The 23,957-nt window shown below is 72.9% G+C and carries 22 protein-coding genes; 7 read left to right on the top strand and 15 right to left on the bottom strand.

Going from position 1 to position 23,957, the window contains the following annotated elements; genetic code table 11:
* Nucleotides 1–58 precede the first annotated feature (58 nt).
* On the bottom strand, nucleotides 59–1,867 hold the full coding sequence (gene aspS / locus ACNHYB_RS02390; RefSeq protein ID WP_418276774.1) for an aspartate--tRNA ligase: 1,809 nt from the start codon (nucleotides 1,865–1,867) through the stop codon (nucleotides 59–61).
* 130 nt (nucleotides 1,868–1,997) lie between these two features.
* Here aspS and ACNHYB_RS02385 point away from each other — a divergent pair, with 130 nt between their 5' ends.
* Together ACNHYB_RS02385 and ACNHYB_RS02380 are read left to right on the top strand one after the other, a co-directional pair.
* On the top strand, nucleotides 1,998–2,468 hold the full coding sequence (locus tag ACNHYB_RS02385; RefSeq protein ID WP_418276772.1) for a PPOX class F420-dependent oxidoreductase: 471 nt from the start codon (nucleotides 1,998–2,000) through the stop codon (nucleotides 2,466–2,468).
* 65 nt (nucleotides 2,469–2,533) lie between these two features.
* Nucleotides 2,534–2,845 carry a DUF1330 domain-containing protein gene (locus ACNHYB_RS02380; protein WP_418276770.1) on the top strand — a complete coding sequence of 104 codons (312 nt, stop codon included), beginning with the start codon at nucleotides 2,534–2,536 and terminating at the stop codon, nucleotides 2,843–2,845.
* A gap of 47 nt (nucleotides 2,846–2,892) precedes the next feature.
* Here ACNHYB_RS02380 and ACNHYB_RS02375 read toward each other — a convergent pair whose 3' ends face one another.
* Nucleotides 2,893–4,542, bottom strand: coding sequence for an Rv2578c family radical SAM protein (locus ACNHYB_RS02375; RefSeq protein WP_418276768.1), 1,650 nt, complete (start codon nucleotides 4,540–4,542; stop codon nucleotides 2,893–2,895).
* A gap of 159 nt (nucleotides 4,543–4,701) precedes the next feature.
* Here ACNHYB_RS02375 and ACNHYB_RS02370 point away from each other — a divergent pair, with 159 nt between their 5' ends.
* Nucleotides 4,702–5,085 (top strand): VOC family protein, encoded by a 384-nt coding sequence (locus ACNHYB_RS02370; protein ID WP_418276767.1) that lies wholly within the window; start codon nucleotides 4,702–4,704, stop codon nucleotides 5,083–5,085.
* A 59-nt stretch (nucleotides 5,086–5,144) separates the two neighbouring features.
* Here the strand turns inward: ACNHYB_RS02370 and hisS are convergent, their stop codons facing one another.
* Nucleotides 5,145–6,524: a histidine--tRNA ligase gene (gene hisS / locus ACNHYB_RS02365; protein WP_418276766.1), complete on the bottom strand. Its 1,380-nt coding sequence runs from the start codon at nucleotides 6,522–6,524 to the stop codon at nucleotides 5,145–5,147.
* A gap of 100 nt (nucleotides 6,525–6,624) precedes the next feature.
* Entirely contained in the window at nucleotides 6,625–7,455 is an 831-nt protein-coding gene (locus ACNHYB_RS02360) for an MBL fold metallo-hydrolase (RefSeq protein WP_418276765.1), read from the bottom strand.
* A gap of 152 nt (nucleotides 7,456–7,607) precedes the next feature.
* Between ACNHYB_RS02360 and ACNHYB_RS02355 the strand changes: the two genes are divergently transcribed.
* The 4 genes from ACNHYB_RS02355 to ligD all read left to right on the top strand — a co-directional run bounded on the left by ACNHYB_RS02355 (nucleotide 7,608) and on the right by ligD (nucleotide 12,065).
* Complete coding sequence (locus ACNHYB_RS02355) at nucleotides 7,608–8,399, top strand: peptidylprolyl isomerase (protein ID WP_418276764.1); 792 nt, start codon at nucleotides 7,608–7,610, stop codon at nucleotides 8,397–8,399.
* Nucleotides 8,396–10,183 carry a DUF349 domain-containing protein gene (locus ACNHYB_RS02350; protein ID WP_418276763.1) on the top strand — a complete coding sequence of 596 codons (1,788 nt, stop codon included), beginning with the start codon at nucleotides 8,396–8,398 and terminating at the stop codon, nucleotides 10,181–10,183. The genes ACNHYB_RS02355 and ACNHYB_RS02350 overlap by 4 nt, the downstream gene beginning before the upstream one ends.
* A 160-nt stretch (nucleotides 10,184–10,343) precedes the next feature.
* Nucleotides 10,344–10,970, top strand: a complete 627-nt coding sequence (locus ACNHYB_RS02345; protein ID WP_418276762.1) for a hypothetical protein — start codon at nucleotides 10,344–10,346, stop codon at nucleotides 10,968–10,970.
* 21 nt (nucleotides 10,971–10,991) lie between these two features.
* Entirely contained in the window at nucleotides 10,992–12,065 is a 1,074-nt protein-coding gene (gene ligD / locus ACNHYB_RS02340) for a non-homologous end-joining DNA ligase (protein WP_418276761.1), read from the top strand.
* 59 nt (nucleotides 12,066–12,124) lie between these two features.
* On the opposite strand, the gene ACNHYB_RS02335 is transcribed toward ligD, so the two are convergent.
* The 11 genes from ACNHYB_RS02335 to pdxT all read right to left on the bottom strand — a co-directional run bounded on the left by ACNHYB_RS02335 (nucleotide 12,125) and on the right by pdxT (nucleotide 23,881).
* On the bottom strand, nucleotides 12,125–13,282 hold the full coding sequence (locus ACNHYB_RS02335; protein WP_418276760.1) for an ATP-dependent DNA ligase: 1,158 nt from the start codon (nucleotides 13,280–13,282) through the stop codon (nucleotides 12,125–12,127).
* A 37-nt stretch (nucleotides 13,283–13,319) separates the two neighbouring features.
* Nucleotides 13,320–15,671, bottom strand: a complete 2,352-nt coding sequence (locus ACNHYB_RS02330; RefSeq protein ID WP_418276759.1) for a RelA/SpoT family protein — start codon at nucleotides 15,669–15,671, stop codon at nucleotides 13,320–13,322.
* 50 nt (nucleotides 15,672–15,721) lie between these two features.
* Nucleotides 15,722–16,297: an adenine phosphoribosyltransferase gene (locus ACNHYB_RS02325; RefSeq protein WP_418276757.1), complete on the bottom strand. Its 576-nt coding sequence runs from the start codon at nucleotides 16,295–16,297 to the stop codon at nucleotides 15,722–15,724.
* A gap of 11 nt (nucleotides 16,298–16,308) precedes the next feature.
* Nucleotides 16,309–17,403: a protein translocase subunit SecF gene (gene secF, locus ACNHYB_RS02320; RefSeq protein WP_418276756.1), complete on the bottom strand. Its 1,095-nt coding sequence runs from the start codon at nucleotides 17,401–17,403 to the stop codon at nucleotides 16,309–16,311.
* Complete coding sequence (secD, locus tag ACNHYB_RS02315; RefSeq protein WP_418277973.1) at nucleotides 17,403–19,394, bottom strand: protein translocase subunit SecD; 1,992 nt, start codon at nucleotides 19,392–19,394, stop codon at nucleotides 17,403–17,405. Before secD ends, secF begins: the two co-directional genes overlap by 1 nt.
* Nucleotides 19,395–19,541: 147 nt before the next feature.
* Complete coding sequence (gene yajC / locus ACNHYB_RS02310; RefSeq protein WP_418276754.1) at nucleotides 19,542–19,970, bottom strand: preprotein translocase subunit YajC; 429 nt, start codon at nucleotides 19,968–19,970, stop codon at nucleotides 19,542–19,544.
* Nucleotides 19,971–20,036: 66 nt separating this feature from the next.
* A complete protein-coding gene (ruvB, locus tag ACNHYB_RS02305) occupies nucleotides 20,037–21,140 on the bottom strand; it encodes a Holliday junction branch migration DNA helicase RuvB (RefSeq protein WP_418276753.1) in 1,104 nt (367 codons plus the stop codon).
* A complete protein-coding gene (ruvA, locus tag ACNHYB_RS02300) occupies nucleotides 21,133–21,747 on the bottom strand; it encodes a Holliday junction branch migration protein RuvA (RefSeq protein WP_418276752.1) in 615 nt (204 codons plus the stop codon). Before ruvA ends, ruvB begins: the two co-directional genes overlap by 8 nt.
* On the bottom strand, nucleotides 21,744–22,337 hold the full coding sequence (gene ruvC, locus ACNHYB_RS02295; protein ID WP_418276751.1) for a crossover junction endodeoxyribonuclease RuvC: 594 nt from the start codon (nucleotides 22,335–22,337) through the stop codon (nucleotides 21,744–21,746). The genes ruvA and ruvC overlap by 4 nt, the downstream gene beginning before the upstream one ends.
* A gap of 142 nt (nucleotides 22,338–22,479) precedes the next feature.
* Nucleotides 22,480–23,241 (bottom strand): YebC/PmpR family DNA-binding transcriptional regulator, encoded by a 762-nt coding sequence (locus ACNHYB_RS02290; RefSeq protein ID WP_418276750.1) that lies wholly within the window; start codon nucleotides 23,239–23,241, stop codon nucleotides 22,480–22,482.
* Complete coding sequence (pdxT, locus tag ACNHYB_RS02285) at nucleotides 23,225–23,881, bottom strand: pyridoxal 5'-phosphate synthase glutaminase subunit PdxT (protein WP_418276749.1); 657 nt, start codon at nucleotides 23,879–23,881, stop codon at nucleotides 23,225–23,227. The genes ACNHYB_RS02290 and pdxT overlap by 17 nt, the downstream gene beginning before the upstream one ends.
* Nucleotides 23,882–23,957: the final 76 nt, after the last annotated feature.

The raw sequence follows: 23,957 nt of genomic DNA, 5'->3' as shown, positions 1-23,957 counted from the left end.
TACGACAGCTCCCCGGTGACCGAGGTCACCGGGGCGAGCTGTCGGACGTCGAAGACCGTCAGGCCTGCGCGGACGCGTCGGCGGCGCCGGCAGCGTCCTTCTCCGGCGCGGTGTCCACGCCGGCCTCCTTGCGCTGCTCCGGGGTGATCGGTGCGGGCGCGTCGGTGAGCGGGTCGTAGCCGCCGCCCGACTTCGGGAACGCGATGACGTCGCGGATCGACGCGGACCGCGTCAGCAGGGCGACGATGCGGTCCCAGCCGAACGCGATGCCGCCGTGCGGCGGCGCACCGAACTTGAACGCGTCGAGGAGGAAGCCGAACTTCTCCTGCGCCTCGTCCGGACCGATGCCCATCACGTCGAAGACCCGCTCCTGCACGTCGCGGCGGTGGATACGGATCGAGCCGCCACCGATCTCGTTGCCGTTGCACACGATGTCGTAGGCGTAGGCGAGCGCGCTGCCCGGGTCCGACTCGAACGAGTCCAGCCACTCGGGCTTCGGGGAGGTGAAGGCGTGGTGCACGGCAGTCCACGCGGAGCTGCCGAGCGCCACGTCACCCTCGTCGACGGCCTCGCCGGTCGGCTTGAACAACGGCGCGTCCACGACCCACACGAACGCCCAGGCGTCGTCGTCGACCTGCCCGGTGCGGTGCGCGATCTCGACGCGGGCCGCACCCAGCAGGGCACGGGAGTCCGCCGTCTTCCCTGCCGCGAAGAACACGGCGTCACCGGGCTGCGCGCCGGTCGCGGCGGCCAGACCGTCGCGCTCGGCGTCGGACAGGTTCTTGGCGACCGGGCCGCCGAGCGTGCCGTCCGCGGCGAACGTCACGTAGGCGAGACCCTTGGCGCCGCGCTGCTTGGCCCACTCCTGCCAGGCGTCGAACTGACGGCGCGGCTGGTCGGCGCCCCCGGCCATGACCACGGCGCCCACGTACTCCGCCTGGAACACGCGGAACGGCGTGGCGGCGAAGTAGTCGGTGAGCTCCACCAGCGGGTTGCCGAAGCGCAGGTCCGGCTTGTCCGACCCGTACAGGCGCATCGCGTCCGCGAACGTCATGCGGGCGATCGGCGTCGGGATCTCCACGTCGACGAGCTTCCACAGCGCCACGAGGATCTGCTCGGCCAGCGCGATGACGTCGTCCTGGTCGACGAAGCTCATCTCGACGTCGAGCTGGGTGAACTCCGGCTGCCGGTCCGCGCGGAAGTCCTCGTCGCGGTAGCAGCGGGCGATCTGGTAGTAGCGCTCCAGACCGCCGACCATGAGGAGCTGCTTGAACAGCTGCGGGCTCTGCGGCAGGGCGTACCAGGACCCTGGCGCGAGACGGGCCGGGACCAGGAAGTCGCGGGCGCCCTCCGGGGTGGAACGGGTCAGCGTCGGGGTCTCGACCTCCACGAAGTCGTGCTCGGCGAGGACGCCGCGCGCCGCCGCGTTGACCCTCGACCGCAGGCGCAGCGCGTTCGACGTCACCGGGCGACGGATGTCGAGGTAGCGGTGCGCCAGGCGCGCCTCCTCCCCCACGGTCTCGGTGTCCGCGAGCGCCGTGGACACCTGGAACGGCAGGGGTGCGGACTCGTTGAGCACGACGACGTCGGTGGCGATGAGCTCGACGTCACCGGTGGCGAGGTTGGCGTTCGCGTTGCCCTCGGGGCGTGCGGACACCTCGCCGATGACCTGCAGGACGAACTCCGAGCGCAGCGGGTGCGCCACGGCCTCGTCGCGGATGACGACCTGGGCGATGCCCGAGGCGTCCCGCAGGTCGATGAAGGCCACTCCTCCGTGGTCCCGGCGGCGATCGACCCACCCGGTGAGGGTGACGGTCTGGCCGATGTGCTCGGCCCGCAGTGAGCCGGCCGTGTGGGTGCGGAGCACGGAGGGGTCCTTTCGTGGCGGGAGGTGGGTCGCGCGGGGCGCGATGCCGGCGCGACCGTGAGGACGCGCCCGCACGATTCTAGGGGGTGACGCCGGACCGGTGGACCCGGGCGGCGGTTAGCCTGGCGGTATGCCACGACAGATCGCGACGAACACCACGGTCGAGCGGGACGAGCTGCTCGAGTTCCTGAGGTCCCGGCGCCAGGGGGTGCTGGTCACCACGCGCGGTGACGGCTCGCCGCAGCTCAGCCCGGTCACCTACGGGGTCGACGGGCAGGGTCGTGTCGTGGTCTCGACGTATCCGGACCGTGCCAAGGCGGTGAACCTGCGCAGGCGTCCGACGGCGTCGTTCCTCGCGCTGGGTGACGACTTCGGCGACGCGTGGGTGCAGGTCGACGGGACCGCGGAGGTCCTCGACGTGCCCGACTCCGTGGAGCCGCTGGTGGAGTACTTCCGGGTGGCGGCCGGCAAGGAGCACCCGGACTGGGACGAGTACCGCCGGGCCATGGTCGACCAGGGCAAGTCGTTGGTGCGGATCACGGTGGAGCGGTGGGGTCCCGTCGCGACCGGGGGCTTCCCGGCGCGGCTCGCCGGGGACTGACCGCCCGGGGTCCAGGATCGTGGTGGGTTCCGCACGGTGCGGCGCCCACGACGTGGAGGTGGACGATGGCGATCACTCTGTGCGTGCTCCTGTGGGCGGCGGACGGCGATGGCGGCACGCTGGCGGACTACGAGTCGCAGGTTCTCGCGCTGGTGCCACGGCACGGCGGACGGGTGCTGCACCGGGTGACGAACGTCGCGCACACGGACGACTCGGCGCACGGCGGTGTGCAGCCGACGGAGGTCCAGCTGATCGAGATGCCCGACGAGGAGTCGCTGGCGGCCTTCATGGCGGACCCGGACCGGGCGGCCCGCCACGACGTGCGCGAGCGGGCGGTGGTCCGCACCGAGATCCTGCGGGTCCGGCCGGTGGGGTGACGCGTCGGTCCGCCGCCGCTGTCCGTGGCGGCGTCCTGCTGGGAGTCTCAGAACAGCGTCCCGGTCGTGCCGCCCCCGCCGGCGCCCCCGTCTGCGTGCGCGGTGGGGCCACCGGGGCCCGGGACGGCCGCGACGATCGATCCTGACGGGTAGTCGCCCTCGTCGTGCGCGCGGAGGCCGTCGGCGGGCCGTCCCGTCGCCCCCGATCCTGCCCGGTGGCCCGAGCGGCCGAAGCCCCGCTCGTCCAGCAGCGGCTGCACCCGTTCCCACAGCCAGTCGCGGTAGCCGGCCAGCGGGTAGGTCCCGCGGGCGAACACCCGCCCGTAGCCGTCCGCCAGGTGCGGGTGGTCGCGCCGGAGCCACTGCAGGTACCACTCACGTGTGCCGGGCTTGAGGTGGAGGGGCAGGACGGTGACCCCGGTGGCCCCGGCGTCGGCGATCTCGTCCAGCAGTCGACGCAGGTGGTCGCGGGAGTCGGTGAGCCACGGCAGGACGGGGGCGACCATGACGCCGCACGGTAGTCCGGCGTCGCGCACGGCCCGCACGAGCGCGAGCCGGGCCCGCGGTGTGGGGGTGCCCGGTTCGACCGCCTGCTGCAGGTCCTCGTCGGCGAACGCCAGGGAGACCCCGAGGCCGACCTCCACGCGCCCTGCCGCCTCCACCAGGAGCGGCAGGTCCCGTCGCAGCAGGGTGCCCTTGGTGAGGATCGAGAAGGGGGTGCCCGAGCCCGCGAGCGCCGCGATGATGCCCGGCATGAGGCGGTAGCGGCCCTCGGCCCGCTGGTAGGGGTCGGTGTTGGTGCCGAGCGCGACGGGTTCACGCCGCCAGCCGGGCCGGGCCAGCTCGGCGCGCAGCACCTGGTCGACGTTCGTCTTCACCACGACCTGGGAGTCGAAGTCCGCCCCCGCGTCCAGGTCGAGGTACTGGTGGGTGGGGCGGGCGAAGCAGTTGTGCGCGATCACCCCGTTGGCGACGAAGTCGCCGGTTCCGGTGGTGATGTCCACCATCTCCTCCGTCCGGTGCAGGTCCTCGACTGACGCCACACCGAGACCCGTCGAGGATTCCACCGGCGTTCCCACGATGGCGAGCTGCCGCGGGTCGGCGGGCCGTGCCGGAGGGAACGGACCCTGCCGGAGGCCGCTCGACCCGAGGCCCGTCAACGAGTCGCTCCCCGTCAGGTACGGACGTCGGGCTGCGCCGGCGGGCGCGGGCCGCAGGTGCTTCCAGCCGTGGCCGCGGGCGAGGAACCGATGGTCGTCGCTCGCGACGATCACGGTGCCGTCGCGGAGCGTCAGTCGGTGCGCCGGCTTGCGGGATCTCCAGGTCGCCTCCACGGTCGTCGTGACGTAGCGACGGTCTCGGCCTTCGAGGCGGGTGCCGATGATCTCCTCGCCGACGACGATCTCGCCGATGGGCTTCTGGCGACCGTCGGCCATCAGCACCGGCGTGGAGGTCGACACGCAGTAGGAGCACGCGTGACTGCATCCGCGATATGGGTTGACCGTCCACCGGAACGGCATGCGGGACGCCGCGGGCACCTGGGTCAGGGCGCTCTTGGCGTGCACCTCGTGGAAGGTGACCCCGGCGAACTCGGGCGTGGTGACGCTGCGCACGAGCCCGAGGCGGGCGAGGCCGGCCCGCCCGAGGCCGGGCAGGGCGCCGTCGTCGGCGCCGAGCGCCTGACCGTCCCATCTCATGGCACGAGTCGAACACCTGTTCGAACCGGTTGTCAATGCCGCGGATCGACGTCCGCTCCCTCGGGGCGTTCGCGCGTCCCGCACCGATGAGTCCCGAGGGGCGCACCGGTCCACCCTGGTGCTCCGGCGGCGCACGCCGGGCGGACAAGGAGGACGATCGTGATCAGCGTGCAGCAGGCCTTCAGCAGCTTCAGCGTCGACGACCTGGACGCGGCGGAGGCGTTCTACCGGCAGGTGCTCGGCCTCGAGGTGCGCCGCACGTCGATGGGCCTGGAGCTCGACGTCACGGGCGGCACGCCCGTGTTCGTCTATCCCAAGGGGCCGTCGCACGCGCCGGCGAGCCACACCGTCCTCAACCTCGTCGTCGCCGACGTCGGCGCGGCGGCGCGCGACCTCGCCGGGCGCGGCGTCGCGCTGGAGCGCTACGACGGGACCCCCCACGACGCCGACGGCGTGGTGCGCAGCGACGACCCGTCGCAGGGACCCACCATCGGGTGGCTGCTCGACCCGGCCGGCAACACGGTCGCGCTCATCGAGGGCTGAGGACGGCGCCCTGCCGGGTAGTCGGAGGTCCGGGCAGGGCGCCGGCGTCGGCTGCGGGCTCAGTCCGCGGCGGGCACGACCCGCGGCCACAGGTCGCCCGGGGACGGCTCCCACGCGGCGGCGTCGGCGTCGACCTGCTCGCCCGAACGGATGTCCTTGACCTGGTCGGGCCCGACGACCCCGTCCTCGTCCTCCGAGCCGAGGAACCACACGAACGGGATGCCGCGACGGTCCGCGTAGCGGATCTGCTTGCCGAACCGCGCCGCCGTCGGGGCGACGTCGGTGGGCACGCCGCGTGCGCGCAGCGCGGCGGCGACCGCGTCGGACCGGTCGCGGGAGGCTTCGTCGTCGACCGCGACCAGCACCGCCGCGGGGACCCCGCGGGTCGCACCGACGAGCCCGGCGGAGAGCACCCGGGACACCAGGCGCGAGACCCCGATGGACAGACCCACCCCGGGGTAGGTGACCTTGCCGTCGGAAGCGAGGGTGTCGTACCGGCCGCCCGAGCAGATCGAGCCGAGCTGTTCGTGACCGACCAGGACCGTCTCGTAGACGGACCCCGTGTAGTAGTCGAGCCCGCGGGCGATCTTCAGGTCCGCGACGACGACGCCGGGCGCCCGTCGCGCTGCGGCCTCGACCAGCGCACCGAGCTCGGTCAGGCCGGTCTCCAGCAGCTCGGTGACGGCCCCGTGGCGCCCGGCGAGCTCGCGCACCCGGTCGATCACGCTGAGGTCCTCACCGTGGATGGAGGCGAGCTCCAGGCAGGCCGCGGCCTGCTCCACGTCGGCGCCCTGCTCGGCCACCAGCAGCTCGGCGACCTTCGCCGCGCCGATCTTGTCGAGCTTGTCGATCTGGCGCAGCACGCCCTCGACGTCGTTCAGGCCGAGGCCGCGGTAGAACCCCTCGGCGACCTTGCGGTTGTTCACCAGGATGCGGACCTCGGGCACGCCGATCTCGCGCAGAGCGCCGAGCGCCTCGGCCATCACCAGCGGCAGCTCGACCTCGAAGTGGTACGGCAGCTCGCCGGCGCCGACGACGTCGATGTCCGCCTGGGCGAACTCGCGGAACCGGCCGTCCTGCGGGCGCTCGCCGCGCCAGACCTTCTGGATCTGGTAGCGCTTGAACGGGAACGTCAGGCGTCCGGCGTTCTCGAGGACGTAGCGCGCGAACGGCACCGTGAGGTCGAAGTGCAGGCCGAGCTGCTTGTCGCGGCGGTCGTCCTCGCCCGGCTCCTCCTGGAGGCGGCGCAGCACGTAGACCTCCTTGGAGGTCTCCCCCTTGCGCAGGAGCTGGTCGAGGGGTTCCACGGCGCGGGTCTCGATGCCGGCGAACCCGTGCAGCTCGAAGGTGCGGCGCAGCACGTCCAGGACGTGCTGCTCGACGATCCGTCCGTCGGGGAGCCATTCAGGGAAACCGGAGAGCGGGGTCACACGAGCCATGGGCACGATCCTCCCAGATGCCGGGGGCGCACGACGCCACCGCGGGCGCGACCACGCCGCAGCGGTGCCGCGTCGGCCCGGACCCCCCGGGGCGTGGTGGTCACCCCAGGAACGGGTTCGTGTCCAGCTCGCGGCGCACCGTGGTGGTCGGTCCGTGCCCGGGCACGACGACGAGCCCCGGGTCGAGCCGGCCGACGACGTCGCGCAGCGTGCCGAGCATCGCGTCCACGTCGGCTCCGGGCAGGTCGGTACGTCCCACGCCTCCGGCGAAGAGCACGTCACCGCTGAGCACGACCCCGGCCGTGTCGTCGGTCCGGTCCACCGGCTCCAGGACGTACAGGGTCGAGCCCTCGGTGTGTCCGGGCGCGTGCAACGCCCGCAGGGTGACGTCGCCGGCCTCGATCGCCGCGACGGCACCGTCGAACGGCACGACGTCCGGTGGCGGCCGGAAGTCGCGGGGCGTCGCCCCGTAGTCGGCGAGCGACTGCACGAGGGCCGCGGACACGCTGGCCGCCGGCCCGGCGTCGTCCCTCTGCCCGTCCGTACCACCAGCGCCGTCCGTACCACCAGCGCCGTCCGTACCGGCAGCGCCGTCCGTACCGGCAGCGCCGTCCGTACCGCCGGTGCCCAGCCCGATCGTGCCGAAGGGGTCCCCGACACGGTAGGCGTCGAGCCGGTGGATCCGCAGGGGCACCCCGTACCGGGCACAGAGCTCGGCGGCGTCCCACGTGTGGTCGACGTGCCCGTGGGTGGCCAGCACGGCGCGGGGCACCAGGTCCTGGTCGCTGACCACACGGTCCACCTGGGCGGCGGTCCCGGCACCGGCGTCCACCACGACGCAGTCGCGACGCCCGTCGGCCCCGACGGTGTCCGCCACGACCACGCAGCAGTTGGTGCCGAAGACGGGCGCGACGACCACGTGTACGTCCATGGACCTCACCGTAGCGGCTCGCGCGCCGGGCCCCTGAACCCGCCCGCCGGGTGATGCTGCACGCCTCGTGCGGTTGACCTGGGCCGCGAGCCCTAGACTGTCGCACGCGCACGATGTGTGCGCGTGCCCACGATCGAGGAGGACGACGGACGGTGGCGCCCAGCAAGCGCGAACGCGAGCTCGCCCGCAAGCAGCAGGCCCGGTGGGAGGAGCGTCAGCGCCACAGGCAGGAACGTCGACGCCGCATCGGCGTGATCGTGGCGATCTGCGCGATCTTCGCCCTGGTCGCCGGTGGTGCCGTCGTGCTCGGACTGTCCTCCGACGACGACCCGGGACCGTCCGGGTCGGCCACGACCGACGCCGCGGGCGCGTGCCCTGCCGGCTCCACCGAGGCGCGCACCGGCGGCGAGCTCCCCGACCCGTCCACGGCCGAGGACCGCACCTGGACGGTGGGACTCGATCTCTGCGTGGACGGCGTGACCGAGACGATCGAGCTGGACCTCGACGGCGCCGCTGCGCCGCAGGCCGTCGCGAGCTTCGTCTCCCTCGCCGCGCAGGGCTACTTCGACGACACCCAGTGCCACCGGCTCACCACCCAGGGCATCTACGTCCTGCAGTGCGGCGACCCGACCGCGACGGGCACCGGCGACCCCGGGTACTCCTTCGGACCCGTGGAGAACGCGCCGGCCGACGACGTCTACCCGGCGGGGACCCTCGCGATGGCCCGGCAGGGTGGCGACGCCGAGTCCATGGGATCCCAGTTCTTCCTCGTCTACGAGGATTCGACCATCCCGTCCGACGCGGCGGGTGGTTACACGGTGTTCGGCACCGTGACGTCCGGTCTGGACACGATCCAGGCAGTCGCTGACGCGGGCACCACGGACGGAGCCGGCGACGGCTCCCCCGCCAGCCCCGTCATCATCGAAGGAGTGGAGACCCAGTGAGCGAGAGCACCCCCGGCGCGACCGGCCCCGAGGACGACGTCGCCGCCGACCAGAGGCAGGCCGAAGCTCCTGGCCAGGACGCCGTCGCAGAGCCTCAGCCCGAGCAGGCCCCGGCGGCCCCTGCCGCACCGGACGACGCGGACGACGCTCCGGACGACGCGGCCCCCGAGGCTCCCGAGGCTCCCGGCGACGAGACCGCCGCCCCGGTCAAGGCGGCCACCGGTTCCTCCTCCGCGACCGGCCCGGACGCCCAGGACGCCGACGCCCCGGTCGAGGCCGCGAGCGAGGCCCCCGCGGCCCCCGCGGCCCCCGAGGCCCCCGCGGCCCCCGAGGCCCCCGAGGCCCCCGAGGCCCCCGAGGACGCTGCAACCCCTGCGGCACAGGCTGCACCCCGGCCGCCCGCCCCACGGCCCGGTCCGCGTCCCGGCGCACCCAAGCCGTCGGCGATCCGCCGGCCGAAGCCCGCTGCGGCTGACGCCGCGCCGGTCACGACGCCGGTCGCGCCGGTGGTCCACGACGCCGCCGAGACGGCCGCCGCCTCGGCGTTCGGGCGCGTCGACGAGGAGGGCAACGTCCACGTCCGCGAGGCCGCCGGCGAGCGGGTCGTCGGGCAGTACCCCGGCGTGCCTGCCGAGGAGGCGCTCAGCCTGTACGTGCGCCGCTACCTCGACCTGATCGCCAAGGTCGCCCTGTTCGAGGCGCGTCTGGACAGCGCCGACCTCTCGGTGCGCGAGATCGACCAGACCCTCGCCAAGCTGGCCGACGAGTCGGCCGAGCCGGCCGCCGTCGGCGACCTCGACGGCCTGCGGGAGCGGGTCGGAGCCCTGGGAGGGCGCGCGGCCGAGCGTCGCGCCGCCCTGGAGTCTGAGCGGGCAGCCGCCAAGGGGCAGGCCGTCGCCGCGCGGACGGAGATCGTGGAGGCGGCGGAGAAGATCGCCGGGACGGACCCCGCCAAGATGCAGTGGCGGCCCGCCGGCGAGGAGCTGCGCGGCCTCCTGGACCGCTGGAAGGAGGCTCAGCGCAGCGGACCGCGCATCGACCGCCCCACCGAGGAGTCGCTCTGGAAGCGGTTCAGCCACGCGCGCACCGCGTTCGACCGTGAGCGCCGGCACTTCTTCGCCGACCTGGAGCAGCGCAACACGGCCGCCAAGGGCGTCAAGGAGCGCATCGTCGCCGAGGCCGAGGCGATCCAGGGTTCGACGGACTGGGGCGCCACCTCCGGGCAGTACCGAGACCTCATGGCGCAGTGGAAGGCCGCAGGGCGCGCCAACCGCCGCGACGACGACGCGCTGTGGGCCCGGTTCCGTGCCGCCCAGGACGCGTTCTTCAGCGCCCGCGACGAGGCCAACGCCGCGATCGACGCCGAGTACGGCGAGAACCTCCAGGTCAAGGAGGCTCTGCTCGTCGAGGCCGAGGCGCTGCTGCCCGTGCAGGACCTCGCGGCCGCCAAGGAGGCGCTCCGCGGGATCCAGGACCGCTGGGAGGAGGCCGGCAAGGTGCCGCGCGGCGACCTGCAGCGGGTCGAGGGCCGCCTCCGTGCCGTCGAGAGCGCCGTGCGCGACGCCGACGACGCGCGCTGGAAGCGCACCAACCCGGAGACCCGGGCCCGCGCCGAGGGTGCCGCCGCTCAGCTCGAGGACGCGATCACCGCGCTGGAGCAGGACCTGGAGGCGGCGCGCGCCAAGGGCGACGACCGTGCGGTGTCCGAGCTCGAGTCGGCCATCGCGGCCCGACGTGCTTGGCTCGAGCAGGTCGTCAAGGCTGCCGAGGACTCGCGCGGCTGATCGCCCGGGTCTGTGGACGGACGCGCCCGTCCACAGACCCGACCCCTGGCGCCCGCACGGTGGCACCGTGCCCGCTAGGTTCTCCGCAGAGGTCCGACGCCGTCCGGGCGAAGGCCTCTGCGTCGGCGTGGCGTCGACGTCCCGTCGACCGGAGGTCCCCGTGGCCCGTCACCCCGCAGCCCCGACCCCGCCGGACCGCGCGCTGCCCGGCGTCGACGCCTGCGACCGCAGGCTGTCCGACGTCGTCTCCGACACCTCGCCCGCCCGGAGCGTCGTGCGCCCGCACCACGTCGGGGGCGGCGCGGCCTGGCAGGTCCTCGTCCGTGACGGAGCCCTGCGCGAGGTCGTCCCCGGTGCGGCCTGCCCGCCGGGCGTCCTGGTCGACGCGGGGCTGCGGGCGTTGCTGATCGCACCCCGGATCCCACCCCGCACCGTCGTCACCGGACGCACGGCCGCCTGGGTCCACACGGGAGCCGGATCGGCCGACGCCCTGGACCTCGCGTGCGTGGCAGGGCGCCACCGCCCCGAGCGACCCGCCGGTGCACGGCTCTGGCAGGCTCCCCTGCTTCACCCCGACACCGTACGGATCGGTCCGGTGCTCGTCACCGACCCGACACGCACCGTGGTGGAGCTCGTCCTGCACACCGGCGAACCGGACCTCGTGGTCGCCCTGGCTCGGCACGGCGCCGACCTGGTCCGCGCGCGTCGCGCCGTGGAGGTCCGCCCGCGGGCATCCGGCCGGGCCGCGGCCCTGATCACCCTGGACGTCGCCGTCGCGCGCCTGTGACCTGCGGCGTAGCGTAGGCCCATGGCGTCCTCTCAGGCGGTCGAGGTCCAGGTCGGCGACCGTGCCGTGCGCGTCTCCAGCCCGGACCGCGTGATCTTCCCCCAGCTCGGCGTCACCAAGCTGCAGGTCGTCGAGTTCTTCCTCGCCGTCGGCGACGGCGTCCTCGGCGCGCTGCTGGACCGGCCGACCACGCTGGAACGCTGGCCGAAGGGCTACTTCGACGGCGCGGTGATGTCGACCCGGGCCGACTCCCACGGCGACGCGTTCTACCAGAAGCGCGTCCCCCGCGGCGCTCCCGACTACCTGCGCACCGCGCAGATCGCCTTCCCGTCAGGACGCACCGCCGACGAGGTCGCCCCCTCGGAGCTCGCCGTCGTCGCCTGGGCGGCCCAGATGGGCACCCTGACGTTCCACCCGTGGCCGGTGCGCCGCGACGACGTGGAGTCCGTCGACCAGCTCCGCATCGACCTCGACCCCCAGCCCGGGACCGACTTCGACGACGCCACCGCTGCCGCGATGCACCTGCGAGACCTCCTGGACGAGCTGGACCTGACGGGCTACCCGAAGACCTCCGGCGGACGCGGCCTGCACGTCTTCGTGCCGCTGGCGCCGCGCTGGAGCTTCGCCCAGGCGCGGCGCTCCACGATCGCGATCGGTCGTGAGCTCGAGCGTCGGCTGCCCGACGCCGTCACCACCCGGTGGTGGAAGGAGGAACGCGGTGAGCGCATCTTCGTGGACTACAACCAGATGGCCCGCGACCGCACCATCGCCTCCGCCTACTCCCTGCGGCCGAACCATCGGGCGACGGTGTCGACACCGCTCGACTGGGACGAGGTCACCTCCGTGCACCCCGACGACTTCACGATCCGGACCGTGCCCGAGCGGTTCGCGGAGCGTGGCGACATCTTCGCCCCGCTGCGGGCCGACCGTGACCCCGCGCTCGACTGCTCGCTGGACGCAGCCCTCGAGCTCGCCCGGCGCGACGAGGAGGAGCACGGCCTCGGCGACCTGCCCTACCCGCCGGAGTACCCCAAGATGCCGGGCGAGCCCAAGCGCGTGCAGCCCAGCCGCGCCAAGGACCGCGACCGGCCCTGACCGGCCCTGACCGGCCCTGGGCCGAGCCGACCCGGCGCGGCGCGGCGCGGCCGGTTCGGTCAGGTGGTACCAGGTGCTCCCGGCAGCAGGTCTGCCAGGTCGTAGCTCACCGGTTCCTCGAGCTGGTCGTGGGTGCACGACGACGGGTCGCGGTCCGGGCGCCACCTCACGAACTGGCTGGTGTGGCGGAACCGGTCGCCCTCCATGTGGTCGTAGCCGACCTCCAGGACGCGCTCGATCCGCAGCGGCGTGAACGACAGGTCCTTGCCGGCGCTCCAGCGGGACTGCGCGCCGGGCCGCCGCTCCCCCGAGGTGGCTGCGGCGGCCGGGTCGAACGCGTCCGCCCACGGGTGGTCCTCGGCCTCGGGCGTCCCCGGCACGACGACGAGCTCGGCGAGCTCGGCGTGGAGCTCGCCACGACGGGCCTGGGTGAACGACGACGCGACCCCCACGAACTGCAGCCGGTCGGGCGTCCCGGGAAAGTCCGACTGGCGGTACAGCCCGAGCAGGAGCGAGCCCACGAGCGGCGCCTGCGGGGTCGAGGTCTTGTGCTCCCGGTAACCGGCCAGGACGACGTCAGCGGTGCGGGCGTGCTTGATCTTCAGCATCGCGCGCTTGTTCGGCTCGTAGGCGCCGTCGGTCCGCTTGGCGACGACACCGTCGAGACCGGCTCCCTCGAACGACGCGAACCACGTGCGTGCCAGCGCCGCCTCGGTGGTGCGCGGTGTGGCGAACACCTGCGGACCGGTCAGGCGCAGACCGTCCAGCGCGGCCAGACGGTCCGCGAGGGGCTTGCCTGTGAGGTCCTCGTCGTCGAGCGCCAGCAGGTCGAAGACGACCAGGCTGGCGGGGACGTCGGCCGCGAGCATCCGCACGCGGGACGCGGCGGGGTGGATGCGCTGGCTCAGCGTGTCGAAGTCGAGGTGCGCCGCCCTGCCGTGGCCGGGCGGTCGGCAGACCACGATCTCGGCGTCGACCACGCAGCGCTGCGGGAGCGCGGAACGCACCGCGTCGACCAGCTCGGGGAAGTAGCGCTGCATGGGCCGGGTGTTGCGCGAGTCGATGCGGACGTCGTCGCCGTCGCGGAACACCAGCGCACGGAACCCGTCCCACTTGGGCTCGTACACCCAACCGGGCCCTTCGTCGGGCTGGTCCGGCACGTGCGGGACCGACTTGGCGAGCATGGGCCGCACGGGCGGGACCACGGGCAGGTTCATGGCAGCGAACCTACGCGGCCGTCAGTCGGTGCGCGCGTCAGGCGTCGCGCAACGCCGCCGGGGCGGCCGCACCGATCTCCGCCGCCTTCGTCCCCGTGATCCGGTAGACGTCGAAGACGCCGTCGATCTTGCGCACCGCGGCCAGCACCTGCTGCAGGTGCGCCGGCTCGGCCATCTCGAACACGAACCGGGACAGCGCGATCCGGTCGGTCGACGTCGACACCGTCGCCGACAGGATGTTGACGTGGGAGTCGGACAGGACCCGCGTCACGTCGGACAGCAACCGGGAACGGTCGAGCGCCTCCACCTGGATCTGGACGAGGAACATCGTGTTGGCGCCCGTCGTCCACGACACGTCGACCATGCGCTCCGGCTGGGAGCGGAGCTGGACGACGTTGGCACAGTCCGCCCGGTGCACGCTCACGCCCGCACCGCGGGTCACGAACCCGACGATCTCGTCACCGGGCACCGGGGTGCAGCACTTGGCGAGCTTGACCCAGATGTCCTCGACACCCTTGACCACCACGCCCGGGTCCCCCATGGTCCGGGACCGACGTGACGTGCTGCCCGGTCGGGCGACCTCCGCGGCGTCCTCCGCCGTGCCGTCCTCGCCACCGAGAGACTTCACCACGGTCTCGACCACGTGCTGGGCCGAGACGTTGTTCTCCCCGACCGCCGCGTACAGCGAGGAGACGTCGTCGTACCGCAGCTCGTTCGCGATCCCCACGAGCGCCTCGTGGCTCAGCAGACGCTGGATCGGCAGGTTCTGCTTGCGCATCGCCCGCGTGATCGCTTCCTTGCCGCGGTCGATCGCCTCGTCGCGGCGCTCCTTGGTGAACCACTGGCGGATCTTGTTGCGGGCGCGGCCCGACTTCACGAAGGCCAGCCAGTCCTGCGACGGGCCGGCGGACTCCGCCTTGGAGGTCAGCACCTCGACGACGTCGCCGTTCTGCAGCGGGGAGTCGAGCGGCACCAGACGGCCGTTGACGCGCGCGCCCATCGTGCGGTGCCCGACCTCGGTGTGCACCGAGTAGGCGAAGTCGACCGGCGTCGCGCCGGAGGGCAGCGCCATCACCTCACCCTTGGGGGTGAAGACGTACACCTCCGCGGCGCCGATCTCGTAGCGCAGGGAGTCGAGGAACTCCCCCGGGTCGGCGGTCTCGCGCTGCCAGTCGACGAGCTGGCGCAACCAGGCCATGTCGTTGGCGCGCGGGTCCTGCGACTCCGGCTTCGCGGTGCGGGCCGTCTCCTTGTACTTCCAGTGCGCCGCGACGCCGTACTCGGCCCGACGGTGCATGTCGTGGGTGCGGATCTGGATCTCGACCGGCTTGCCGCCCGGCCCCACGACCGTGGTGTGCAGCGACTGGTACATGTTGAACTTCGGCATCGCGATGTAGTCCTTGAACCGGCCGGGGACCGGGTTCCATCGCGCGTGCAGCGCACCGAGCGCCGCGTAGCAGTCCCGCACCGAGTCCACCAGGACCCGGGTGCCGACGAGGTCGTAGATCTCCGCGAAGTCGTGACCGCGCACGATCATCTTCTGGTAGATCGAGTAGTAGTGCTTGGGCCGGCCGGTGACGGTCGCCTTGATCTTCGCCCCGCGCAGGTCCGCCGCGATCTGCTCGCGCACGACGCCGAGGTACTCCTCGCGCGCCGGCGCCCGCTCCGCGACCAGGTGGACGATCTCGTCGTAGACCTTCGGGTACAGGGTCTGGAAGGACAGGTCCTCCAGCTCCCACTTGATCGTGTTCATCCCGAGCCGGTGCGCCAGGGGCGAGTAGATCTCCAGGGTCTCGCGAGCCTTGCGCGACGCCGAGGACCCGGAGACGTACTTCCAGGTGCGGGCGTTGTGGAGCCGGTCGGCGAGCTTGATGACCAGGACCCTGATGTCGCGCGCCATCGCCACGACCATCTTGCGGACCGTCTCGGCCTGGGCGGCGTCCCCGTACGTCACCTTGTCGAGCTTGGTGACACCGTCGACGAGCATCGCGATCTCGCTGCCGAAGTCCTTGGTGAGGTCGTCCAGGGAGTAGGACGTGTCCTCGACGGTGTCGTGCAGGAGTGCCGCGGCGAGCGTGTCCCCCTCGAACCCGAGCTCCGCCAGGATGGTCGCCACCGCGACCGGGTGCGTGATGTACGGGTCGCCGGACTTGCGCTGCTGGCCACGGTGCGCCTTCTCCGCCGTGGCGTAGGCACGCTCGAGCACGGTCAGGTCGCTCTTGGGGTGGTTGGTACGGACGGCCTGCAGCAGCGGCTCGAGGGCCGGCGTGCTCGCGGGCGCCCCCCGCACACCGAGCCGGACGAGCCGGTTGCGCATGCCGCGCCCCGCACCGCCGGAGGAGGCCCGGGCCGCCTCGGCTGCACGCCTGACCTGCGTCTCGTCGCTCACGGGCACCTCCTTCGACCACCGTCGCACGGGCGACGTCCGGGAGGGCAAGTCTACGACTCCACGCGCAGCAGGGTCTCCACCGTGTGCCCGGCGAGCCGCCGGCGCCCTCCCAGCGCGCCCAGCTCCAGCAGGAACGCCAGGGCGACGACCTGCCCGCCGCACCGCTCGACCAGCCGTGCGGCGGCCTGCGCCGTGCCTCCGGTGGCCAGCACGTCGTCGACCACCAGGACCCGCGCGCCGGGCGCCAACGTGCCGGTGCGCACCTCGATCGACGCCGAGCCGTACTCCAGCTCGTAGTCCTCGCGCTCGACCGGAGGGGGGAGCTTGCCGGCCTTGCGCAGCGGCAGGAACCCGACCCCGAGCCGGGTGGCGAGCGGGGCACCGAGGAGGAACCCTCGCGCCTCCATCCCGGCGACGACGTCCACACCGCCGTCCGCCTCGGCGAGCCGGGCGAACGCGTCGACCACGTCCGCGAACGCGGCGCCGTCGGCCAGCAACGGCATGATGTCGCGGAACACGACCGGCGGGTGCGGGTAGTCCGGGACGTCCCGGATGAGCGCCCGCACCTCCGCCGCGCGGGCCGGGCCGAGCCCGGCCAGCGCGACCACGGAGATGTCGTCCGTCATGGTGGTACCCGTCAGCGCCGGCGGCGCGGTTGGGCGGCGTTGCCCTGGTGCGAGCCCGGGATGAGCTGGGCCCGTCCGGCCGCCGCCGCGGCGACCTCCGCCTCGTGGCCACCGCCCTCCGCCAGACGCTTGCGCTCCGCCAGGACGGCGGCGGTGTGCGCGGCGTACTTGCCCTCGCGCTCGCGCAGCGCCACGTCCAGCGGCGTCGCGAGGAAGATGGACGACGCCGCACCCACCGCGATACCGACGAACAGTGACAGCGACAGGTCCCGCAGGGTGCCGGCGCCGAGCCACAGCGCGCCGACGAACAGGATGCCCGCCACGGGCAGGAGCGCCACGACCGAGGTGTTGATGGATCGCACCAGCGTCTGGTTGACCGCCAGGTTGGCGCGCTCGGCGTAGGTGCTGCGCGACTGGTCGAGCACACCGGTGGTGTTCTCCCGGACCTTGTCGAACACGACCATCTTGTCGTAGAGGGAGAAGCCCAGGATCGTCAGGAAGCCGATGATCGTCGACGGGGTGACCTCCCAGCCGATGAGCGCGTACACCCCGGCGGAGATCAGCAGGTCGCAGAGCATCGCGATGATCCCTGCGAGCGACATCCGCCAGGCGCGGAAGTAGATCGCCATGAACGCCGCGGCGAGCACGACGAAGACGACCACGCCCCACAGCGCCCGCTCGGACACCGCTGCGCCCCAGACCGGGCCGACGAAGGACACGTCCACCTCGGCCACGTCGACGCCGTAGGCGTCGGCCAGCGACTCGGCGACGGCCGACTGCTCGTCCGCCTCGAGCTCGACCGTCTGGACGCGCACCGACGAACCACCCAGGACGGCCACGCGCGGCTCCTCCTCCGGGAGCACGCTCTGCACGGCGTCGACGCCCACCGACTGCTCGGTCGACGAGGTGTTGTTGACGGTGAACTGCGTACCACCCCGGAAGTCGATGCCGAGGGTGAGGCCCTTGACCACGAGGATCAGCACGGACACCAGCGCCAGCGCCCCGACGATCGAGAACCAGACCGCGCGCTTCTGCACGATCGGGTAGGACCGGCGACCCGTGTAGAGGTCGTTGCCCCACTGGGCGAACTTCATCTTGCCGGCCATCAGCGGGTCTCCTCGTTCTCGTCCGTGTCACCCTCGACCGTGCCGGCGTCCGGCCCCGGGTCGGGCGGTCCGTCGTCGGGCGCCTCGGCGCGACGCTCGGCCGCGCGACGCTCGGCGATGGTCATCCGTCGACCGGACGCGTCGGTCGCCGGCGCGGGGCGCGGCGAACGGGCGCCGGCGAGCACGGGCTCGGGCTCGCTCGGCGCGGATCCGGGCTCGACGTCCGCCGTGCCGGTGCCGGGCACGACACGCCCTGCTCCCGCGTAGCGGGGACCGCTGGTGACCCGCAGGCGTTCCGGCGACAGCCCGGACCAGGCGTGCCCGTCCCGGAAGAACGGCACCTTCGTCAGCAGCTGCAGCATCGGGTGGGTGAACCAGAACACGACGGCGATGTCGATGACCGTCGTCAGGCCGAGCGTGAAGGCGAAGCCCTGCACGCCACCGACCGCGAGGAAGTACAGCACGAGAGCCGAGATGAGGGTGACGGACTTCGCCGCGAGCACCGTGCGCTTGGCGCGGCGCCAGCCGCGCTCGACCGCCGCAGCCATCGAGCGCCCGTCACGCATCTCGTCACGGATGCGCTCGAAGTACACGATGAACGAGTCCGCCGTGAAACCGATCGCCACGATCAGACCTGCGACACCGGCCAGCGAGAGCCGGTACCCGATGCCCCAGGAGAGCAGCACGATCGACAGGTACGTGATGATCCCGGCGATGACCAGCGACCCGACGGTGACCAGGCCCAGCGTGCGGTACTGCAGGAGCGAGTACACGACGACCAGGGCCATGCCGATGAGGCCGGCGATGAGGCCGTTGCGGAGCTGCTCGGAACCGAGCGTGGCCGAGATCGTCTCCTGGCTCTGGACCTCGTAGGCGATCGGCAGGGAGCCGAAGCTCAGCTGGTTGGCCAGCGTGGCCGACGAGTCGCGCGTGAAGCTGCCCGAGATCGTGGCGTTGCCGTCGGTGATGACGGTGCCCGGGGAGAGCGACGGGGCCGAGATGACCAGACCGTCGAGCACCATGGCGAACTGGTTGCGCGGGGACTCGAGGCCCTGCAGCCGCTGGGTGACCTCGCGGAACTGCTCGGTACCCTCGGAGTCGAAGCCGATGAACACGCCCCACTCGTTGGTCACCGAGCCGTTCGGGCCCGGCACCAGGCCGGAGCTGGCGCTGTCGAGGCGGATGCCGTCGACCTCCATCGGGCCGAGGACGTACTTGAGCAGCGAGCCGTCGTTGGAGCAGGCCACCAGAACCAGGTCGGGGTTGTCGCCCCCGCCACCGGTGAGGTTCTCCGGGTCGGTGCAGTCCAGGGCGTCGAACTTCTCCTGGACGGCCGGGGTGATCTGCGCGAGGTCGGACGGGTCGGTCGGGTCGACGTCGGCGGCCTCCTCGGCGATGCGTGCGTCGATCTCCGAGGTGTCCGCCTCGGTGGCGTCACCCTCGGCAGCGTCACCCTCGGCAGCGTCACCCTCGGCAGCATCGCCCTCGGTGGCGTCACCCTCGGCAGCGTCACCCTCGGCGGCAGCCGATGCCTCGTCGCTCGGCTCCTCGCTCGGCTCGGCGGAGGCGTCCTCGGTGGGTTCGGCGGAGGTCTCCGCGCTCGGGTCCGCGGACGGCTCCTCGGAGGGGAGCCCCGTGTCGTAGGTCAGGACCGGACGGAAACGCATCTGCGCCGGCTGGGAGATCAGGTCGATCGTGGCCTGGTCGACCTCACCGGGGATCGAGACGACGATGTTCTCGCCACCCTGGTTGACGATCTCGGCCTCGGCGACGCCGGAGGAGTCGATGCGCTGGCGGATGACGTTGATCGACTCGTCGATCGCCGCCTCCGTGATCTCCGACCCGTCGGTCGACTGCGGCGTCAGGATCACCTGGGTGCCGCCCTGGAGGTCGAGCGCGAGCCCGGGCGCGAAGCTCGCGCCGTCAGGGTTGTCGTCGCTCTTCGGGTCCAGGTAGACCCCGAGGGCGATTGCCACGAAGGGCAGCACCATCGTCAGGATCGTGAAGACCACGAGGGTGCGGACCGGACGCGCTCGCCGCGTGCTGGAGTTGGCCACTTGGTTCTCTTCCCGTGTGCGCGCCGCCGCCGTGGCGGACGCGTGATGGCGTCGGCCGGGCGGACCCGGCCGACGCGGAGGTCACTTGTCCTCGGTCTCGCCGTCGTCCCGACGCTTGGTCTCCCGGTACTCCCGCTGCGCGGTGTCCAGCCCGGAGAGGTCGTCAGGGACCTCGACGCTACCGTCTGCCGGGGCGATGCTACCGGTATCGGCGTCGTCGCCGGTCGCCGCTTCCTCGTCGGCCTCCACGGGGGCCTCCATCTGCTTGACGACGGCGGCGCGCAGCCAGCGGGTCTGGGTGCCCGGGGTGGACTCGATCGTCACGATGTCCCGGGCGTCGTCGATGTCGACGACGATGCCGACCATGCCGGATCCCGTCATGACCTCCTGCCCGGGAGCGAGGGAGGCGCGGAAGTCCGCCTGCTTCTTCTGCTGCTTGCGCGTGCGAGAGCTCATGAAGAACATGAGGGCAATCAGCACGACGAAGAGGATGATGATCGAGGGATCCACGGAGGTTCAGTCCTTCAGCCGATGGGTCGGTGCACGTCTGTCCAGTCTAGGTGTCGCACCATGACCCTAGACCTCGTCGAACAACGTCCGTGACGTGCTGCCGGTTCCCTCGCTGCCCGGCAGGCCGGGAAGCGCCCACGCTCCGGCCGGGGGCTCGATGCCGAGATGCTCCCAGGCGGCGGCCGTCGCCACGCGTCCTCGCGGGGTGCGGGCCAGCAGCCCTTCACGCACCAGGTAGGGCTCCGCGACGGTCTCGACGGTGTCGGGCTCCTCCCCGACCGTCATCGCCAACGTGGTCAGACCCACCGGACCGCCGGCGAACCGGCGGCACACGGCACCGAGGACGGCACGGTCGAGCCGGTCCAGACCGATGGGGTCGACCTCGTACACCTCGAGCGCGGCCCGGGCGGCACGCAGGTCGAGGATGCCGTCGCCGCGCACCTGGGCCCAGTCCCGGACCCGTCGCAGCAGTCGGTTCGCGATGCGCGGGGTGCCGCGGGAACGCCCCGCGATCTCGTGGGCGGCCTCGTGCTGGAGCTCGACGCCCAGCAGTCCGGCGGACCGCAGGATGACCCGTTCGAGCTCCGGGGGCGAGTAGAAGTCGAGGTGCCCGGTGAAGCCGAAGCGGTCCCGCAGCGGCGCGGGCAGCAGCCCGGACCGGGTCGTGGCCCCCACCACGGTGAACGGCGGCAGCGCGAGAGGGATCGCACTGGCGCCCGCGCCCTTGCCGACCACCACGTCGACGCGGAAGTCCTCCATGGCCACGTAGAGCAGCTCCTCGGCGGGGCGGGCGAGGCGGTGGATCTCGTCGATGAAGAGCACCTCGCCCTCCTCCAACGAGGACAGCACGGCGGCGAGGTCTCCGGCGTGCTGGATCGCGGGGCCGCTCGTCACCCGCAGCGACGTGCCGAGCTCGGCGGCGATGATCATCGCCAGCGTCGTCTTGCCGAGGCCCGGGGGGCCGGACAGCAGGACGTGGTCCGGGGCGGCGTCACGGGCGATGGACGCCTGCAGCACCAGCGAGAGCTGGTCGCGCACCACGCGCTGGCCCACGAACTCGTCGAGCCGCTTGGGCCGCAGCGCGGCCTCCGCCGCCCGCTCGACGTCGTCGGCCCCCGTGCCCACGAGCCGCTCGCCCAGCGACCCGGGCTCCAGCGCGCCCTCAGCCACGCTTGGGTCCCAGCACACGCAGGGCGGCCCGCAGCGTGGCGGGCACGTCGGCCGCGCCGACGGTGTCGTGCCCGGCCTCGGCGAGCACCTTGGCCACGGCGTCGTCGGCGACCTTCGTGCTCCAGCCGAGCCCCACGAGCGCCTCGACGACCTGGCCGCGCTCGTCCGAGGTGGCCGGGCCGACCACGGCGACGCCTTCGCCCGTGGGTGCACCGAGCTTGCCGGACAGCTCCAGGACGATCCGTTGGGCGCTCTTGGCGCCGATGCCCGGCACCCGTTGCAGCGTCGCGGTGTCCTCGCCGTCGACGGCTCGGCGCAGCGCGTCCGGGGTGAGGACGGCGAGCATGGCGAGCGCGATGCGCGGGCCGACGCCGGAGACCGACTGCGCCGTCTCGAACACCTCGCGCTCGGCCGGTTCGGCGAAGGCGTACAGGGTCATCGAGTCCTCGCGCACCACGAGGGTGGTGTGCAGGCGGGCGGGCTCCCCCACCCGCAGCCCGGCCAGGGTGGCGGGCGCGGCGTGGACCAGGTAGCCCACGCCCTGGACGTCGAGCACGGCACGGTCCAGCGTCACGTGCGCCACCGTGCCGGCCAGGTAGGCGATCACCGCGTGGTCTCCTTTCGTCGGGCACCCGGTCGCGGTCGCGTCCGGGCCTGCTGCTCCGCGGCCGCCCACGCGCGCTGCGCCGGGGTGAGCTCGTGGCGCTCACCGCCCTGCAGCGCGCCCCCGGGCCGCCACAGGTGCGTGACCGCGAGCGCGAGCGCGTCGGCCGCGTCGGCGGGCTCGGGGACGACGTCGAGGCGCAGGATGGCCGCGATCATCCGCTGCACCTGGGCCTTGTCCGCGCGACCCGAACCGGTCACCGCCGCCTTGACCTCGCTCGGCGTGTGCAGGGCGACCGGGATCCCGCGGCGGGCGGCCGCCACCATGGCGAGCCCGGCGACCTGGGCCGTCCCCATCACGGTGCCGCGGTTGTTCTGGGCGAACACGCGCTCGACGGCGACGACGTCGGGCACGTGCTCGTCGAGCCAGGTGTCCAGACCGCGGGAGATCTCCAGCAGGCGCAGGTCCGTGCTCGTCGCCGGCTCGGTCCGCAGGACGCCGACGGCCACGAGGGCGGCCCGGTGCCCGCGCAGGGAGTCGACGACCCCCACACCGCACCGGGTCAGGCCCGGGTCCACTCCCAGCACTCGCACGGCGTCACTGTCTCACGCAGCACCGACACGGCCGCCCAGGCACGCCTGGGCGGCCGTGGATGTCCAGCCGTGGATGTCCAGCCGTGGATGTCCAGCCGTGGACGGCCGGCCGTGGACCCGCAGGTGCGGCGCTCGCGCGGTGTCAGTCCTCGGCGTCGAGCGCGGCCATGACCTCGTCGGGGGCGTCGAAGTTCGCGTAGACGTTCTGCACGTCGTCGCTGTCCTCCAGCGCGTCGATGAGGCGCAGGATCTTGCGGGCGCCGTCGACGTCGACCTCGACCTGCATCGACGGGTGCCAGATCGAGTCGGCCGAGTCGTACTCGATGCCGGCGTCCACGATCGCGGACCGCACGGCCACGAGGTCGGTGGCCTCGGACAGGACCTCGATGACCTCGCCCTCGTCGGACACCTCCTCGGCGCCGGCGTCCAGGGCGGCGAGCATGACGTCGTCCTCGGTGACGCCGTCGGCCTTCGGCACGACGACCAGGCCCTTGCGCGAGAACAGGTAGGAGACGCTGCCCGGGTCGGCGAGGTTGCCGCCGTTGCGCGAGAAGGCCAGGCGCACCTCGGAGGCGGCACGGTTCTTGTTGTCGGTGAGGCACTCGACCAGGACGGCGATGCCGTTGGTGCCGTAGCCCTCGTACATGATCGTCTGGTAGTCGACGGCGTCGGCGCCCTCGCCGGAGCCGCGCTTGACCGCACGGTCGATGTTGTCGTTCGGGACCGAGGACTTCTTCGCCTTCTGGATCGCGTCGAACAGCGTCGGGTTGCCGGCCACGTCGCCGCCGCCCGTGCGGGCCGCGACCTCGATGTTCTTGATCAGCTTCGCGAAGAGCTTGCCGCGCTTGGCGTCGATCGCGGCCTTCTTGTGCTTGGTCGTGGCCCACTTAGAGTGACCGGACATGACCTGACTGACTCCTTCGCGCTTCGGTGACAAGACGGACGAACAGTGCGTGCACGCGCCAGTCCCCCGTGACCTCCGGGTGGAACGCGGTGGCGAGCAGACGTCCGGAACGTACTGCCACGATCTTACCGGCGGCCCCGCCCACCGCCGATCCGGCGGTCGTGCGGTCCGGGATGCGCGCCAGGACCTCGACGTCCGGACCGGCGTCGTCGACCCAGGGAGCGCGGATGAAGACCGAGCGCACCGGACCGTCGTCGATCCCGTAGACGTCCAGGTCGGCCTCGAAGGAGTCGACCTGGCGCCCGAAGGCGTTGCGCCGCACGGTGACGTCCAGCCCGCCGAGCGTCCGCTGGCCGTCGATGCCGCCGACGATCCGGTCCGCGAGCAGGATCATCCCGGCGCACGAGCCGTACACCGGCAGGCCCGCACCGATCGCGTCGCGCAGCGGGTCGCGCAGCTCGAAGATCCGCAGGAGCTTGTCGATCGTGGTGGACTCCCCGCCGGGCAGCACCAGCCCGTCGACCGCCTCCAGCTCGCCGAGGCGTCGCACCGGGACGGCGCGCGCACCGGCCGCCTCGAGCGCCGCGACGTGCTCGCGCACGTCTCCCTGCAGGGCGAGGACTCCGATGGTCGTGGTCACCGGCGCAGTCTAGGCGGGCCGAGCGGGACGGCGGAGCGTCTCACGGAGCGACCCGAACTCTGTCGCCCGGAGCAAC

The sequence above is a fragment of the Isoptericola jiangsuensis genome (assembly GCF_048320105.1).
Classification (GTDB): domain Bacteria; phylum Actinomycetota; class Actinomycetes; order Actinomycetales; family Cellulomonadaceae; genus Isoptericola; species Isoptericola jiangsuensis_A.
The sequence above is the reverse complement of the archived record's forward strand: the minus strand, read 5'-3'. Positions and strand labels throughout refer to the sequence as shown.